The 16,503-nt window shown below is 37.8% G+C and carries 13 protein-coding genes, 1 tRNA gene and 1 pseudogene; 8 read left to right on the plus strand and 7 right to left on the minus strand.

Annotated elements, in window-relative coordinates:
* Positions 1–32: 32 nt before the first annotated feature.
* From argG to erpA, 5 genes are all read right to left on the minus strand, one after another.
* On the minus strand, positions 33–1,367 hold the full coding sequence (gene argG, locus K6J66_RS05525; RefSeq protein ID WP_005658289.1) for an argininosuccinate synthase: 1,335 nt from the start codon (positions 1,365–1,367) through the stop codon (positions 33–35).
* A gap of 155 nt (positions 1,368–1,522) precedes the next feature.
* Entirely contained in the window at positions 1,523–2,395 is an 873-nt protein-coding gene (locus K6J66_RS05530; protein WP_038439647.1) for a phosphoribosylaminoimidazolesuccinocarboxamide synthase, read from the minus strand.
* A gap of 172 nt (positions 2,396–2,567) precedes the next feature.
* Positions 2,568–4,913 (minus strand): penicillin-binding protein 1B, encoded by a 2,346-nt coding sequence (mrcB, locus tag K6J66_RS05535; protein ID WP_110442627.1) that lies wholly within the window; start codon positions 4,911–4,913, stop codon positions 2,568–2,570.
* Positions 4,914–4,919: 6 nt separating this feature from the next.
* Entirely contained in the window at positions 4,920–5,273 is a 354-nt protein-coding gene (locus tag K6J66_RS05540) for a YacL family protein (protein ID WP_011272764.1), read from the minus strand.
* Between the two features lies 1 nt (position 5,274).
* Complete coding sequence (gene erpA, locus K6J66_RS05545; protein ID WP_005654936.1) at positions 5,275–5,619, minus strand: iron-sulfur cluster insertion protein ErpA; 345 nt, start codon at positions 5,617–5,619, stop codon at positions 5,275–5,277.
* Positions 5,620–5,754: 135 nt separating this feature from the next.
* Between erpA and map the strand changes: the two genes are divergently transcribed.
* From map to wecA, 3 genes are all read left to right on the plus strand, one after another.
* Positions 5,755–6,561, plus strand: a complete 807-nt coding sequence (gene map, locus K6J66_RS05550; protein ID WP_005649958.1) for a type I methionyl aminopeptidase — start codon at positions 5,755–5,757, stop codon at positions 6,559–6,561.
* Positions 6,562–6,654: 93 nt separating this feature from the next.
* The gene (glnD, locus tag K6J66_RS05555) at positions 6,655–9,246 is read left to right on the plus strand and encodes a bifunctional uridylyltransferase/uridylyl-removing protein GlnD (protein ID WP_038439652.1); all 2,592 of its coding nucleotides are present in this window, start codon (positions 6,655–6,657) and stop codon (positions 9,244–9,246) included.
* Positions 9,247–9,320: 74 nt separating this feature from the next.
* Complete coding sequence (gene wecA / locus K6J66_RS05560; RefSeq protein WP_005688044.1) at positions 9,321–10,388, plus strand: UDP-N-acetylglucosamine--undecaprenyl-phosphate N-acetylglucosaminephosphotransferase; 1,068 nt, start codon at positions 9,321–9,323, stop codon at positions 10,386–10,388.
* A gap of 136 nt (positions 10,389–10,524) precedes the next feature.
* Here wecA and K6J66_RS05565 read toward each other — a convergent pair.
* Positions 10,525–10,600 (minus strand) — tRNA-Gly (locus tag K6J66_RS05565).
* Positions 10,601–10,693: 93 nt separating this feature from the next.
* The gene (gene orn, locus K6J66_RS05570) at positions 10,694–11,242 is read right to left on the minus strand and encodes an oligoribonuclease (RefSeq protein ID WP_038439653.1); all 549 of its coding nucleotides are present in this window, start codon (positions 11,240–11,242) and stop codon (positions 10,694–10,696) included.
* Positions 11,243–11,312: 70 nt separating this feature from the next.
* On the opposite strand from orn, the gene rsgA reads away from it, so the two are divergent.
* The 5 genes and pseudogenes from rsgA to manA all read left to right on the plus strand — a co-directional run bounded on the left by rsgA (position 11,313) and on the right by manA (position 16,400).
* A complete protein-coding gene (rsgA, locus tag K6J66_RS05575; RefSeq protein ID WP_038439654.1) occupies positions 11,313–12,353 on the plus strand; it encodes a small ribosomal subunit biogenesis GTPase RsgA in 1,041 nt (346 codons plus the stop codon).
* A gap of 158 nt (positions 12,354–12,511) precedes the next feature.
* Entirely contained in the window at positions 12,512–12,769 is a 258-nt protein-coding gene (locus K6J66_RS05580; protein ID WP_038439655.1) for an HPr family phosphocarrier protein, read from the plus strand.
* A gap of 79 nt (positions 12,770–12,848) precedes the next feature.
* Positions 12,849–14,576 (plus strand): phosphoenolpyruvate-protein phosphotransferase PtsI, encoded by a 1,728-nt coding sequence (gene ptsI / locus K6J66_RS05585; protein WP_038439656.1) that lies wholly within the window; start codon positions 12,849–12,851, stop codon positions 14,574–14,576.
* Between the two features lie 59 nt (positions 14,577–14,635).
* Entirely contained in the window at positions 14,636–15,136 is a 501-nt protein-coding gene (gene crr / locus K6J66_RS05590; RefSeq protein WP_038439657.1) for a PTS glucose transporter subunit IIA, read from the plus strand.
* A 244-nt stretch (positions 15,137–15,380) separates the two neighbouring features.
* Positions 15,381–16,400, plus strand: a pseudogene (manA, locus tag K6J66_RS05595) (mannose-6-phosphate isomerase, class I).
* Positions 16,401–16,503: the final 103 nt, after the last annotated feature.

A 16,503-nucleotide genomic window follows, 5' to 3' on the forward strand; every position in this document is an offset into this window, starting at 1 on the left:
AATATCAGTCATTGAAATGCAGATTTTATTATTTATTTTTTGCCTAATTGTGGCAATACGGAATCTTTAATTGCGCTTAATAAACCTGTTTGTGCATAGATGCCAAGTTTACCTCGGGTGTCTGATACATCTAAATTACGCATTGTTAATTGACCGATACGATCAATTGGATCAAATGGCGCATCTTCCACTTTTTCCATACTTAAACGCTCTGCTTCGTAGGTTAAGTTTGGCGATTCGGTATTTAAAATTGTGAAGTCGTTACCACGACGAAGTTCAAGGGTTACTGTGCCTGTAATTGCTTTTGCCACCCAACGTTGTGCTGTTTCACGCAACATTAATGCTTGCGGATCAAACCAACGACCTTGGTATAACAAACGGCCTAAACGGATGCCATTAATACGATATTGTTCGATGGTATCTTCATTGTGAATACCTGTGACTAAACGTTCGTAAGCGATATGTAATAATGCCATCCCTGGTGCTTCATAAATACCACGAGATTTGGCTTCAATAATACGATTTTCGATTTGGTCTGACATTCCTAAACCATGACGACCACCGATACGATTGGCTTCCAGAATAATATCAACTGCATTATCAAAACGTTTACCATTTAATGCCACAGGGACACCTTCTTCAAAAGTGACGGTGACTGTTTCAGGTTTAATTTCAACCTTTTCATCCCAAAATGCGACACCCATAATCGGCTTAACAATTTTCATTCCTGTGCTTAATTGTTCTAAGTCTTTTGCTTCATGGGTTGCACCGAGCATATTGGAATCAGTGGAATAGGCTTTTTCAACGGACATTTTATAGTCAAAACCATTTTCGATAAGGAATTGAGACATTTCTAAACGACCGCCAAGTTCTTCAATAAATTGTGCATCTAACCAAGGTTTATAGATTTTTAAATTTGGGTTCGTTAATAAACCATAACGATAGAAACGCTCAATATCATTCCCTTTGAAAGTGGAGCCGTCGCCCCAAATGTTTACATCATCTTCTTTCATTGCTGCAACAAGCATTGTTCCCGTAACGGCGCGACCAAGTGGAGTCGTGTTGAAATAAGGAATTCCGCCTGTAGAAATATGGAATGCGCCACATTGAATTGCGGCAATTCCCTCGTGAGCAAGCTGAGCGCGACAATCAATTAAGCGAGCATTTTCTGCACCATACGCCATGGCTTTTTTAGGGATTGCATTGTAATCATCTTCATCGGGTTGCCCTAAATTAGCGGTGTAGGCATAAGGCACTGCGCCTTTTTGACGCATCCAAAGTAATGCTGCGCTAGTGTCTAAACCACCAGAGAAAGCGATCCCTACTTTTTGTCCTTTAGGTAAATTCTGTAGAATAGTATTTGACATATATTTTCCTTACTAATAATTAGAATTGAATAAATAATCGATTTTTATGAATAAAAATTCGATAGAGTATAACCGCACTTTTCCTCTTTGTCTAGTGTTTTGTGCATTAAAAGCAAAAATCTTTATTTAGCTTTGTGCATAAAAAATCCTAATTTTCATTTTGTTAATAAATCCAGTGCTTCTTGATATTTATCAACGGTTTTCTGAATAATATTTTCTGGCACTTTTGGTGCGGGAGCTTGTTTATTCCAGCCGCTATTTTCTAACCAATCGCGCACAAATTGTTTATCGAATGATGGGGGATTTGTTCCTGCTTGGTAAGTATCCACAGACCAAAAACGGCTAGAGTCTGGTGTTAATACTTCATCCATTAAGGTAAGCGTGCCATTTTCATCTAAACCAAATTCAAATTTTGTGTCACAAATAATAATCCCTTTAGTCAGTGCATATTCTGCAGCCACGGTATAAAGTGCGATAGCTTTTTCTTTTACTTGTGCGGCTAAATCAGCCCCGATAAGTTTTTCGCATTCTGCATAGCTGATATTTATATCGTGGTTGCCAACTTCTTCTTTGCTTGATGGCGTGAAAATAGCTTCGGGTAATTTACTCGCTTCCACCAAGCCTTCAGGTAATTTTAATCCGCAGATAGTACCAGTTTGTTTGTAATCTTTTAAACCACTGCCAGTTAAATAACCACGTGCGATAGATTCAATTTTAATGGGATTCAAACGTTTACACACGACGGCGCGATCTCTGATTAAATCCGCTTCTTCTTTTGGTAACACATCATAAACGCTGTCGCCAGTGAAATGATTGGGCATAATGTGAGCAAGTTTATTAAACCAAAAATTGGAAATTTGAGTTAGGATTTCGCCTTTTCGTGGAATGGGATCATCTAAAATAACATCAAAGGCAGATAAGCGGTCAGAAGCAACCATTAGCATGCGTTTATCATCGATTTCATAGAGATCGCGTACTTTGCCTGAATAGATTTTTTTTAGACTTAAAATGGGGAGTTGTTGTGTCATCGTTTTGCACCTGTATGAAAGTAAAAACTGGCGCGTATTGTACCGCACTTTTAAATCAAATAAAGCAAACGTTTGCTATTTTTTAAAAAGAAATAAAAATCCTCTGAAATGTTAGGGGAAGTATAGGGGGAAAATGTTTATTATTGGAAATTTAGTAAATCCTATGGCTTAATTATTGAGCGGGTGGATTGGGATTATCCAATACGTCCCACAGGCTTTCTTGTGGTGGTGTTTCTGTTTCAGTTGTTGGCGTGAGAGAGGGAGATGATGTTTCGCCACAGAAATTCTGACGATTATTTAGCCAAACAGGAATTGTTCGATAACTCTCACAATCCCAGTCACCGTATTGATTTATCCCCACCCATTTCACTGTTGTAGGGGGAGTAATTGTTAATTTTTCAATATTTGTACGGTTTAAATAATCTTTATAAATTTGCAATGCGCCAGAAGCACCAGTCAGTTTTGTTTCGCCATTATCATCGCGACCAAGCCAGACGGTGCTGATATTTTTTCCGTCAATTCCCACAAACCACGTATCGCGTGATTCATTGGTTGTGCCTGTTTTGCCTGCTAAATGTAAATCAGCGTAATCCTTTTGCAAACTGCGAGCTGTACCACGTTCAACAGTTTGTTGCATTGCAAATAAGGTTTGGAATGCCGCTTCTTGTGGCACCACTTGTTTTGCACTTTTATCGTGTTGAAAAATTAGGTTACCTTGACGATCTGCAATACTATCGACGGTTGTAAGCGCAATTCTCCCACCTTGATTGGCAAGGGTTTGATAAAGTTTTGTGACATCATAAGGCGAAATGCTATAAGAACCGAGCAACATCGCAGGCACTTTAGGAATTTCCACGTTGTCCCAGCCCATCGCTTTTTGCGTGTCAATGACTTTGCTCAAGCCAACTTTCATACCAATATTTACAGTGGGAATATTTAAAGAACGGGCTAAGGCATCCATTAACATTACTGAATCACTATATTTTTTGTCATAGTTGCGTGGCTGCCACGGCGGGCTACCTTTGACATTAATTGTTATTGGTTGGTTATTAATTGGGGTATTCAAACGGAACTGTTCTGGGTTAGAAAGTGCGGTCAAATAAATAGAAGGTTTTACTAAAGAACCAATCTGACGTTTTGCCATTAATGCACGATTAAAGCCTGCATATTGCGTTTGTAAACCGCCAACTACTGCACGAATTTCGCCTGTGCGATAATCCGTTATAATCATCGCTCCCTCTAAATGGGGATTTTTCATTTTCAGTTGTAATTGCGAAACGGTATTGACCACTGCATTTTCTGCTTGAGCTTGTTGTTTTAAATCCATTGTGGAAAAAATACGTGCACCAAGTAAACTGGATATTTTGTGTTCGCCCAGTTCACGGCGTAAATCTGCTTGTAAAGTTTGAATAAACGCAGGATATTTACGCGAGATTTGCCCTTTCTTTTGCACACCTAAAGGTCGCTGACTTAATAATTGATAAAGTTCATCGCCGATCATTTTATGTTCAAGCATTAGCTTTAAAACAATGTTGCGACGTTCGAGCGCGTTTTGCGGATTACGCCACGGATTATAAAGTGAAGGGCCTTTGACCATCCCCACTAAAAGGGCAATTTGATCTAAGCTAATTTCACGAATCGAACGACCAAAATAAAATTGGCTGGCTAATTCAAAACCGTGAATTTGCGTATCGCCATTTTGCCCGAGATAAATTTCATTGAGATAGGTTTCGAGAATTCGGTTTTTATCGTAACGCCAATCTAACACCAATGACATCAAGGCTTCGTTAGCTTTGCGTGTAATGGTGCGTTCGCGTGATAAAAATAAATTTTTGACTAATTGTTGAGTGAGTGTACTGCCGCCCTGTACCGTTTGACCTGCACGAATATTGGCAATTAATGCACGTAAAATCCCCACTGGATTAATGCCATTATGTTCATAAAAGCGGCGATCTTCCGTTAAAATTAATGTATCAATTAATAAACGGGGATAATTTTGCAAAGGAATAGCAAGGCGATCTTCGTTGTCTGATTGCAACATCGCAATCAACTTTGGTGCAAGACGAAATTCATCAACAGTTTTGACTGTGACTAAATCTTCAATGCGAGATAATTTATTATGGCTAAAACGCAAGCGTAAAACTCGCTGAGGTTCTGCTTTATCGGGGAAAGGAAAAGCGCGGCGAAGCACTACAATGCTATCATCTTCTAATTTGAAATCGCCAGGGGCAGCAACCATTGTGGTTTGGCGATATTCGTTATCTAATAAAATTTGAATGACTTCATCAAAAGCGAGATTATCGGCAATTTTCACACTTTCTAATCGACTATAAACTTCCGCAGGCAAATGCCAAATTTGACCGTCCATTTTAGAACGAATTTGCCAATCGAGATAACCGCCGTAAAAAATCGTTAAGACAAGTGCAGTGAAGCTAAATTTAAGTAAAAAACCTTTAAAAGTGCGGTTATTTTTTGGCGTGTTTTTCGATGATTTTTTAGCGGAGTGTTGAGAAGTCATAGTGAGTTAAGCAATAAAATCAACATAAGATTGGAGAAAATGAATAAAATCTTGCGTACCGCAAAAAGCAAGGCTTTCTTCATCATAATAATGGAAATCTTGTTCTAAAATTTCATCTGATTCAATGGCGAGATTGTTGGCGCGCACCATTACTTCATCAGCATTTAAAAATAACGTATATTCCGCACCGACTAAGACTTTTTCTTGATTTTCAATAAGTGATTTTGCAGTGGAAAGTGCGGTTAAAATCTTGTCTGAATTTGACCGCACTTCTGTGTTGAACCAGTTAGCAAGGGCAATGTGTTCCATCGAACATTTGACGGATACATTGCCTTGATAATGTGTAAATTGAAAATCCATCTTAGATACTAAAGGATGAACCACAGCCACAAGTGCTGGTGGCATTTGGATTATTTACAGTAAAACGTGAACCCTCTAAACCCTCAGTATAATCGACTGTACCGCCGATTAAATACTGTAAGCTCATCGGGTCAATCACAAGTTGAACCCCTGATTTTTCAATGGTTAAATCGCCGTCATTGACTTTTTCATCAAAGGTAAAACCATATTGGAAACCGCTGCAACCACCCCCTGTGATATACACGCGTAATTTCAAATCAGTATTTTCTTCTTCGCTGATTAAACTTTTTACTTTATTTGCCGCTGCATCAGTAAATGTCAGTGGCACCGCAATATCATCTATCATAACTATTTCCTACTTTCCTAAAATTTCAATCCCGCCATTATCTAATAACCCTTTACTCCATTCAAGTGTAATCCAGTTTTTTCCTAGAAATCGTGCTATAATCTCGCAAAGTTTTTTCAAAAAAGTGAGATAAAAATGGCTATTCCAATTAGAACTGAAAAAGAAATTGTAAAACTGCGTGAGGCCTGCAAATTGGCTTCGGATGTGCTGGTGATGATTGAACCTTACGTAAAAGCAGGTGTAACTACAGGTGAACTTGATCGCATTTGCCATGAATATATGGTAAATGAACAAAAGGTTATTCCTGCTTGTTTGAATTATCACGGTTTCCCAAAGGCGACCTGTATTTCCATTAACGAAGTCGTTTGTCACGGTATTCCAAGTGATGATAAAGTGTTAAAAAATGGCGATATTGTGAATATTGATGTTACCGTGATTAAAGACGGTTATTTTGGCGATAACTCAAAAATGTATATCGTGGGCGGAGAAACAAATATTCGTAGTAAAAAGTTAGTGGAAGCGGCACAAGAGGCATTATATGTTGGGATACGCACTGTAAAACCCGATATTCGTTTAAATGAAATAGGTAAAGCCGTGCAAAAATATACGGAAAGCCAAACTTTCAGCGTTGTGCGTGAATATTGCGGACACGGCGTTGGTACGGAATTTCACTGCGAACCTCAAGTATTGCATTATTACGCCGATGATGGCGGTGTAATTTTAAAACCCGGAATGGTGTTTACCATTGAGCCAATGATTAACGCGGGCAAAAAAGAAGTGCGCGTAATGGGAGATGGTTGGACAGTAAAAACCAAAGATCGCAGCCATTCAGCACAATATGAACATCAACTTGTTGTCACCGAAACTGGTTGTGAAGTGATGACTATTCGCGATGAAGAAATTGCAGAAGGGCGAATTTCGCGGATTATGGTGAATGTGTAATTGACATTAAATTATAAGATAAGGGCGTAGATATACGCCCTTTTTGTTTTTCTTTATAATAAAACGACTTCGATCTAATAAAAGGCAATTCATATGTTGTTTTCTCCGACACTATCTTCTCCTTTAACGCCAAGTGCGGTCAAAATTGAGCGAGAAAATCTCAAGCAATTTGAGCTCGAGAATTTTTCTTGTTATTCCATTTTTGAGCTTATTGAAAATCGCAGTGATTTTTATGATGCCTTATTGATTCAACTTTGGCAGGAAATAGAATTAAGTGAACAGCAAGGCATTTCTTTAATTGCGGTGGGCGGTTATGGACGGCGTGAGATGTTTCCTTTGTCGGATTTAGATTTTTTGATTTTAGTCGAGCAAACCCCAAGCCCTGAGATTGAAGAAAAAATTACTCAATTTATCCAATTTTTATGGGATTGTGGCTTTGAGGTGGGAAATAGTGTTCGAACCTTAGCACAATGCGAATCGGAAGGAAAACAAGATATTACGATTGCCACCAATTTATTAGAAGCAAGATTTCTCACTGGAAATCGACCGCACTTTGATGCGCTAAATGAATTGGTAAAACGTGCTGATTTTTGGTCGAAAGAAGATTTTTTTAATGCCAAAGTGCAAGAGCAAATAGAACGTTATCAGCGTTATCACAATACGGCTTATAACCTTGAGCCAGATATTAAGTACAGCCCTGGTGGCTTGCGTGATTTGCATTTGTTGTATTGGGTGGCGTTGCGTCATTCGGGGGCTTTGACCCTTGAGGCCATTTTACAAAGTGGTTTTATTTATCCTCAAGAATATCAGCAACTACAAGAAAGTCGTGCATTTTTATTTAAAGTGCGGTTCGCTTTGCATTTGATTTTGAAACGTTACGATAATCGTCTGTTGTTTGATCGCCAAATTAAAGTTAGTGAATTGTTGGGCTTTCGAGGGGAAGGCAATCCAGCTGTGGAAAAAATGATGAAATGTTTTTTCCAAGCATTGCACCGAATTTCGCTGATTAGTAATTTGCTGATTCAGCATTATCGAGAAAATGTGCTTTCATCAAATAAGGCTACTGTGATTGACCAATTAGACGATGATTTTCAACTGATTAATCAATGTTTATGTTTGCGTAATAGTCGTGTTTTTCAAGAAAAACCAGCGCGAATTTTAGATCTATTCTTTTATTTAACGCAGTACAAGCAGGCGGATATTCATTCTGATACCTTACGTCAATTACAAATTTCCTTAGATCAATTATCACAAAAATTATGCGAAATTCCTGCTGCTCGAGAAAAATTTCTACGTTTGTTTAATCAACCTAATGCGATTAAGCGTGCGTTTATGCCGATGCACCAATATGGCGTATTAACTGCGTATCTTCCGCAATGGCAAGCTATTGAAGGTTTAATGCAATTTGATTTATTCCATATTTATACGGTGGATGAGCATACATTGCGCGTGATGTTGAAATTGGAAAGTTTTCTGTCACAGGAAAGTGCGCAAGAACACCCCATTGCTCATCGAATTTTTAGCCAACTTTCTGACCGCACTTTGCTTTATATTGCGGCGTTGTTCCACGATATTGCAAAAGGGCGGGGCGGTGATCACGCAGAACTTGGCGTAGAAGATGTGGCAGACTTTGCGCAATTACATGGTTTAGATCGTCGAGAAATTGATACCCTTGCTTGGCTAGTTCAATCCCATTTGCTGATGTCAATTACGGCACAACGCCGTGATATTCATGATCCTGAAGTCGTCATGAATTTTGCGGAAGCCGTGCAAAATCAAGTTCGATTAGATTATCTGACCTGTTTAACGGTGGCAGATATTTGTGCAACCAATGGTAATTTATGGAATAGCTGGAAACGTTCGCTTTTTGCCTCTTTATATGAATTTACAGGACGGCAATTTTCACAAGGCATGAAAGAATTGCTTGATTATTCAGAAAAATCGGCAGAAAACCGAAAACTTGCACAGCAAATTTTAACGCAGGATTATTCCGATATTGCACCAATCTCTATTGAGAAATTATGGACTCGTTGTCCAGAAGATTATTTTGTGCGTAATACGCCAAAACAAATTGCGTGGCATACAAGTTTGCTGGTGGATTTCGTTGAGGCATTATTAGTGAAAATTAGTAATCGCTTTTCACTTGGCGGCACGGAAGTGTTTATTTATTGCCAAGATCAACCGCACTTATTTAATAAAGTGGTGAGTACCATTGGCGCAAAAAAATTCAGTATCCACGATGCGCAGATTATTACGACACAAGATGGTTATGTTTTTGATAGCTTTATCATCACAGAACTTAACGGTGAATTAGTGGAATTTGATCGTCGCCGAGAACTAGAGCAAGCTCTAACATTAGCCCTTCAAAGTGAAAAATTGCCCGCACTTTCTATTACGCCGAATCGTCAGCTTCAACATTTTATTGTACAAACCGACGTGCGTTTTTTACATGAAAACAAAAAAGAACATACTGAAATGGAACTGGTTGCCTTGGATAAACCCGGTTTATTAGCCCAAGTGAGCCAGATTTTTACTGAGTTAAATCTAAATTTATTAAATGCGAAAATTACCACCGTAGGCGAAAAAGCCGAGGATTTTTTTATTTTGACGAACCAATTTGGGCAAGCTCTGGATTCTCAACAAAGAGAAATATTACGTAACGTGCTGTATCGAAATATTGGATAGTCCTTTTTATAAAAATATATTTCTAGGTAAATTTGCCTTATGTTATCCTTTACAAAAAATTTTAGGGTCACACTATGCTGAGTATTTTTGTTACTTTTCTTGGTGCATTTTTAACATTGATTGTGATGCGACCACTTGCCAATTGGATTGGATTAGTTGATAAGCCAAACTATCGTAAACGTCATCAAGGCACAATTCCACTAATCGGTGGCGTATCGCTTTTTGTTGGAAATCTTTGCTATTATTTGATGGAATGGGATCAACTTCGATTACCGTATCTTTATTTGTTCAGTATTTTTGTTTTATTGGCGATTGGGATTTTAGATGATCGCTTTGATATTAGCCCTTTTTTAAGAGCAGGCATTCAAGCAATATTGGCGATTTTAATGATCGATCTTGGGAATATTTATCTTGATCATCTTGGTCAAATTTTAGGGCCTTTCCAATTAACGCTCGGTTCAATTGGTTTGATTATTACCGTTTTTGCTACTATTGCGATTATTAATGCCTTTAATATGATTGATGGTATTGATGGATTGCTTGGGGGACTCTCTTGTGTTTCTTTTGCGGCGATTGGTATTTTAATGTATCGAGATGGGCAAATGGATATGGCGCATTGGAGTTTTGCTTTAATCGTATCGATTTTACCTTATTTGATGCTCAATCTAGGGATTCCATTTGGACCAAAATATAAGGTGTTTATGGGGGATGCTGGGAGCACATTAATTGGCTTTACCATTATTTGGATTTTGTTATTGAGTACGCAAGGAAAAGGGCATCCGATGAATCCAGTAACCGCACTTTGGATTATTGCGATTCCTTTGATTGATATGGTTGCGATTATTTATCGCCGTGTACGTAAAGGTAAAAGCCCATTCCGTCCAGATCGTTTACATGTTCATCATTTAATGGTAAGAGCGGGTTTAACATCAAGACAAGCCTTTTTATTGATTACGTTTGTTTCTGCAGTTTGTGCAACTATCGGTATTTTAGGGGAAGTTTATTATGTGAATGAGTGGGCGATGTTTGTTGGCTTTTTCATTTTATTTTTCCTTTATGTCTATTCAATTACGCATGCATGGCGAATTACCCGTTGGGTAAGAAGAATGAAACGTCGTGCCAAACGGTTGAAGAAAGCATAAAAAAATAAAGGCTTGTGTTATTAAATCACAAGCCTTTATTTTTTGAGAAAATTCACAGCACTTTTTAATTAACATTTTGGTGATCTATTTTTGTAGATAGAACAAATCCCCAGCCTTTTGCCTAGGGATTGAAATTTGGAGCGGGAAACGAGGCTCGAACTCGCGACCCCGACCTTGGCAAGGTCGTGCTCTACCAACTGAGCTATTCCCGCAGTTCACATCAGTGAATGAGCCCACATTATACAAATATTTTTAGGGCTTGCAAGGGCAATTTCATAAAAAGAAATTTTTTGTTGAAGTTTTCGTCAATCTAATTTCATGAAGTGTTTGCGATAATAAGCCAGCTCTTTAATGGATTCTCGAATGTCATCTAGCGCTAAATGCGTATTCTCTTTTTTAAAGCCTTCTAAAATTTCAGGTTTCCAACGTGCTGCAAGTTCTTTTAATGTGCTCACGTCTAAATGACGATAATGAAAATAATCGGCTAAATCTGGCATATATTTCACTAAGAAGCGTTTATCTTGGGCAATGCTGTTACCGCAAATTGGCGACGAACCTTTTGGCACCCATTTTTTTAAAAAGTCTAAGGTTTGTAATTCTGCTGCTCGTTCGGTAAGTTTGCTGGCTTTTACGCGTTCAATTAAGCCGTTTTCACTATGCGTTTTTTGGCACCAATCATTCATTTTATTGAGTAATTCATCAGGCTGATGAACCGCTAATACTGGGCCCTCTGCCAAAATATTTAAATTTTTATCTGTCATAATAGTCGCAATTTCAATAATACGTTCTTTTTCCGGTTCTAAACCGGTCATTTCTAAATCAATCCAAATAAGATTTTGTTTATCGAATGACATAATATCAGGTATCCTATGCAAAAATTTTTTTCATTTTACCAAAAACAAGGGAAAAAACGACCGCACTTTTATGGCTAAACGTAAATTAACTCAAAACCAAACTCGAAGAATTCAATCAAATAATGCGAAAACATTACATCGCCATAAGAAAAAAGACATTGAATGGTCAGATGAAATGCTGGGCGAATCGCAAGAAGGCGTTGTGGTCACACGTTATTCTATTCACGCAGATGTCGAAAATGAACAAGGCGAAATTTATCGTTGTAATTTGCGTCGTACTTTGTCGAGTTTGGTGGTGGGAGATAAAGTTGTTTGGCGTAAAGGTAATGAACAATTACAAGGTGTGAGCGGCGTGATTGAGGCGATTCACCCTCGAGAAAATGAAATTTCCCGCCCTGATTATTATGATGGTTTGAAACCCATCGCGGCGAATATTGATCGTATTATTATTGTATCAGCAGTATTGCCAACGCTTTCCTTAAATATTATCGATCGTTATCTTGTTGTGTGTGAAATTGCGGGAATTACGCCTCTCATTGTTTTGAATAAAGTGGATTTATTGACGCAGGAACAGCGTCAAGAAATTGAAGAACAACTTAAAATTTACCAAGATATTGGCTATGAAATTTTAATGATTTCAGCAAAGAGCGGTGAAAATATGGAAAAATTGACCGCACTTTTGGCACAAGGCACGGCGATTTTTGTTGGGCAATCTGGTGTTGGTAAATCGAGTTTAATTAATCATATTTTGCCTAGCGTAAACGCTCAAGTAGGAGATGTGAGCGAAACATCAGGGTTAGGGCAGCATACCACGACATCGTCACGTCTTTACCATTTGCCACAAGGCGGTAATTTAATTGATTCGCCCGGAATTAGAGAATTTGGGCTTTGGCATTTAGATGCCGAGCAAATCACAAAAGGCTATCGAGAATTTCAATATGTTTTGGGCACCTGTAAATTCCGTGATTGTAAACATTTGAGCGACCCCGGATGTGCGTTGCGTGAAGCCGTTGAGCAAGGCAAAATTTCGCCTGTTCGTTATGATAACTATCATCGATTAATTGAAAGTTTAAGTGAAACAAAATCACAACGTCATTTTTCATTAGTTTAACGATTGAGATTGTGAATAATAAATAAACTATTTAGCTTATTTTTATGATTTAATTCAGGCTTTTTAGTGTTTATTCTTGATTATTTTGCTTTGAAAAAGGATACTAGGGCAATTTTCTGGTTTTATATTTTTAATTATTGATTAGTCGAGGTAGCATTATGTATTCAAAAGATGTGGAAATTATTGCGTCAAACGGTTTACACACGCGCCCTGCTGCACAATTTGTGAAAGAAGCGAAAGCATTTTCTTCTGAAATTACAGTAACCTCTGGGGGGAAAAGTGCAAGTGCAAAGAGCTTATTTAAGTTGCAAACATTAGCTTTAACGCAGGGAACAACACTTACCATTTCTGCTGATGGAGAAGACGAGCAACAGGCAGTTGAACATTTAGTCGCGTTAATTCCAACTTTAGAATAATTCTTACTTAGCCATAAAATTGTGAAATTTTATGGCTATTGTTTATTTATTACTTTGTTAATTGTTTCGGAAGGTATCTATGATTTCTGGCATTCTCGCATCCCCAGGTATTGCCTTTGGTAAGGCACTTGTTCTTAAAGAAGAAAAGATTGTTCTTGATACACAAAAAATTACTGATGATCAAATTGACGCAGAAGTCGCTCGGTTTTACGAAGGACGTGCTGCGGCGGTAGAACAACTTAATTCAATTAGAGAACGTGCATTAATTTCTTTAGGCGAAGAAAAAGCGGCAATCTTTGAAGGTCACTTGATGATTCTTGAGGATGAAGAATTAGAAGAAGAAATTCTTGATTATCTTCGTTCAAATAAAGTGAATGCAGGCGTTGCGGCGAGTAAAATTTTAGATCAACAAGTGACAATGTTATCTGAAATTGATGATGAATATTTGAAAGAACGTGCAGGCGATATTCGGGATATTGCTAACCGTTTAGTTAAAAATATTTTGGGAATGTACATTGTTGATCTTGGTGATATTCAGGAAGAATCTATTCTTGTTGCTTATGATCTGACTCCCTCAGAAACAGCTCAACTTAATCTTGAAAAAGTATTAGGGGTTGTCACTGATATTGGTGGTAGAACCTCACATACTTCTATTATGGCGCGTTCTTTAGAATTGCCAGCGATTGTCGGCACAAATAAAGTGACTAAATTAGTCAATACGGGCGATTATTTAATTTTAGATGCTATCAATAACCAAGTTTATATTAACCCAACAGCATCTCAGATTGATGAATTAAAAGCACTTGAAGCGAAAATTTCTGAGGAAAAAGCAGAGTTAGCTAAATTAAAAGATCTTCCTGCAATCACATTAGATGGACATAAGGTTGATGTGGTTGCGAATATCGGGACGATTCGTGATTGTGACGGCGCAGAACGTAATGGAGCGGAAGGGATTGGGCTATACCGAACTGAATTCTTATTTATGGATCGTGAACAGCTTCCCACAGAAGAAGAACAATTTATTGCCTATAAACAAGTGGTAGAAGCAATGAACGGACGTTTAACCGTGCTTCGTACTATGGATATTGGTGGCGATAAAGAGCTTTCATATTTAGATTTACCAAAAGAAATGAATCCATTCTTGGGATGGCGTGCGATTCGCATTGCATTAGATCGCCGTGAAATTTTAAATGCACAATTACGTGCGGTGTTGCGTGCTTCAGCGTTTGGTAAATTGGCGGTGATGTTTCCGATGATTATTTCTGTAGAAGAAATTCGGGAATTAAAAGCGGTTATTGAAACATTAAAAGCGGAATTACGTGAAGAGGGGAGACTGTTTGATAATAATATCCAAGTTGGGGTAATGGTCGAAACCCCCTCTGCCGCGGTAAATGCAAAATTTTTAGCAAAAGAAGTAGATTTCTTTAGTATCGGTACTAACGATTTAACCCAATATACTTTGGCTGTAGATCGCGGTAATGAGTTTATTTCCCATCTTTATAATCCAATGCACCCTTCAGTGCTTGGTTTAATTAAACAAGTGATTGATGCTTCTCACACAGAAGGAAAATGGACGGGAATGTGTGGGGAATTAGCAGGGGATGAACGCGCGACTTTATTGTTACTTGGTATGGGATTAGATGAATTTAGCATGAGTGCGATTTCTGTACCTCGCATTAAAAAATTAATCCGTAATGTAAATTTCCAAGATGCAAAAGCGCTTGCTGATGCCGCATTACAAAAACCGACCGCTGCAGAAATTGATCAATTAATTGAAGAATTTTTGCTGGAAAATTCATTAAATTAAACAAAAGTATTTGATTTTACGTTAAAATAGCAGCCATCTTGAATGGATAGGAGATTAAAATGGGCTTATTTGACAAGTTATTTGGTTCAAAAGAAAACAAATCTGTGGAAGTTGAAATTTATGCACCGATCTCTGGCGAGATCGTTAATATTGAAGATGTTCCTGATGTGGTTTTCTCTGAAAAAATCGTTGGCGATGGTGTTGCTGTTCGTCCTATTGGTAACAAAATCGTTGCGCCAGTGGATGGTGTGATTGGTAAAATTTTTGAAACCAATCACGCTTTTTCAATGGAATCAAAAGAAGGGGTAGAATTATTTGTACACTTTGGTATTGATACTGTTGAGTTGAAAGGTGAAGGCTTTACTCGTATTGCACAAGAAGGTCAATCTGTTAAGCGTGGCGATACCGTGATTGAATTTGATCTTGTGCTATTAGAATCAAAAGCAAAATCTGTCTTAACACCAATCGTAATTTCAAACATGGACGAAATTTCTTGTATCGTAAAAAAATCAGGCGAAGTAGTGGCTGGAGAATCAGTGGTATTAGCCTTAAAGAAATAATTTGTTTACGGTAAAAAAAGTCCGCCTTTGTGCGGATTTTTTATTTATTATAGTTACCTGCGGTTAAATAAATAATCTAGGGGAAGACAAATTGCCTAGGGTAGGTATACCCTAGGTTAATCTCAATGCTACCCCATTGGGGTAATCTAAAGTTCCCCAAAGGGGAACTACTATAATTAACCGTGGGTATACCTACCCACGGTTACACAGTAAAAAATTACGTTAGTTAAAATAGAAATAAATAATGATCTATAAACTTACAGGCTCACTCCAAAATTACGTATGGGGAGGGCATCAATATATTCCAGAATTACTGAATATTCCTGCTGATGAATTACCTATTTATTAAAAATTCTTGATGTCGCCCAACCTCTTTCCATTCAACTTCATCCAACAAAAACGCAAGCTGAAATAGGTTTTGCGGAAGAAAATGCGAAAGGCATTGATTTAAAAGCATCAACACGTACTTATAAAGATAACAATCATAAACCTGAAATGATGATTGCTTTATCTGATTTCTGGTTGTTGCATGGTTTTAAAAATAAATCGGATATTATAGAAGCTTGCAAAAAAATTGCAGGAACAAGATTTACCTGATTTTTATGCTGATATTATGTAGGCAGATCAAACGCTATTGTACCAATGGTTTTCCCCAATTCTGTTAGAGAATCAAGCAGCTTATGAGGCTAACAATCTTGATTTAATTAATCCAGATTATTGGGTGCTTTACACTATTGATGCGATGAATATTTCTTTAGATAAATTAGATGCAGGTTTAATTTGTTTCTATTTGTTTAATATTGTACATCTCAAAAAAGGCGAGGGAATTTACCAAGATGCTGGCATTCCACACGCTTATTTGCGTGGGCAAAATATTGAATTGATGGCTTGTTCAGATAATGTAATTCGAGGTGGTTTAACGCCTAAATATGTTGATATTCCAGAATTGCTTAAAATTGTCGATTGCCGTGAAGTGGAGCCTAAAATTATCCCGTCGGCACCTCAAGACGCGCGTATATTTACTTATGCTACGCCTGCGCAAGATTTCGCTTTGCAAAATATTCAATATGAATGTGGCGAAACACATCATTTAAAAGCACAAAGTGCGAGTATTTTATTAGTAATGAAAGGGCAGTTAAATTTACGCTCAGAAACGACCGCACTTTCATTGAAACAAGGCGAGGCTGCTTTTATTACTGCAAATGCTTCTTATGAAGTGGACGGCTTAATTGAAGGCTATGCAGTGGTCGCGAAATTGCCTTGATAAAGTCTTACCAAAAAAGTATAGTCCTCTTAATCTTTTATTAAGATTTATTTGTTTTAATACACACATCCAAGCAATGGTGCTTGAAATTAACTAACTTAAA

It is taken from the genome of Haemophilus influenzae (assembly GCF_019703545.1).
In the GTDB taxonomy this organism is placed as follows: Bacteria; Pseudomonadota; Gammaproteobacteria; order Enterobacterales; family Pasteurellaceae; genus Haemophilus; species Haemophilus influenzae_E.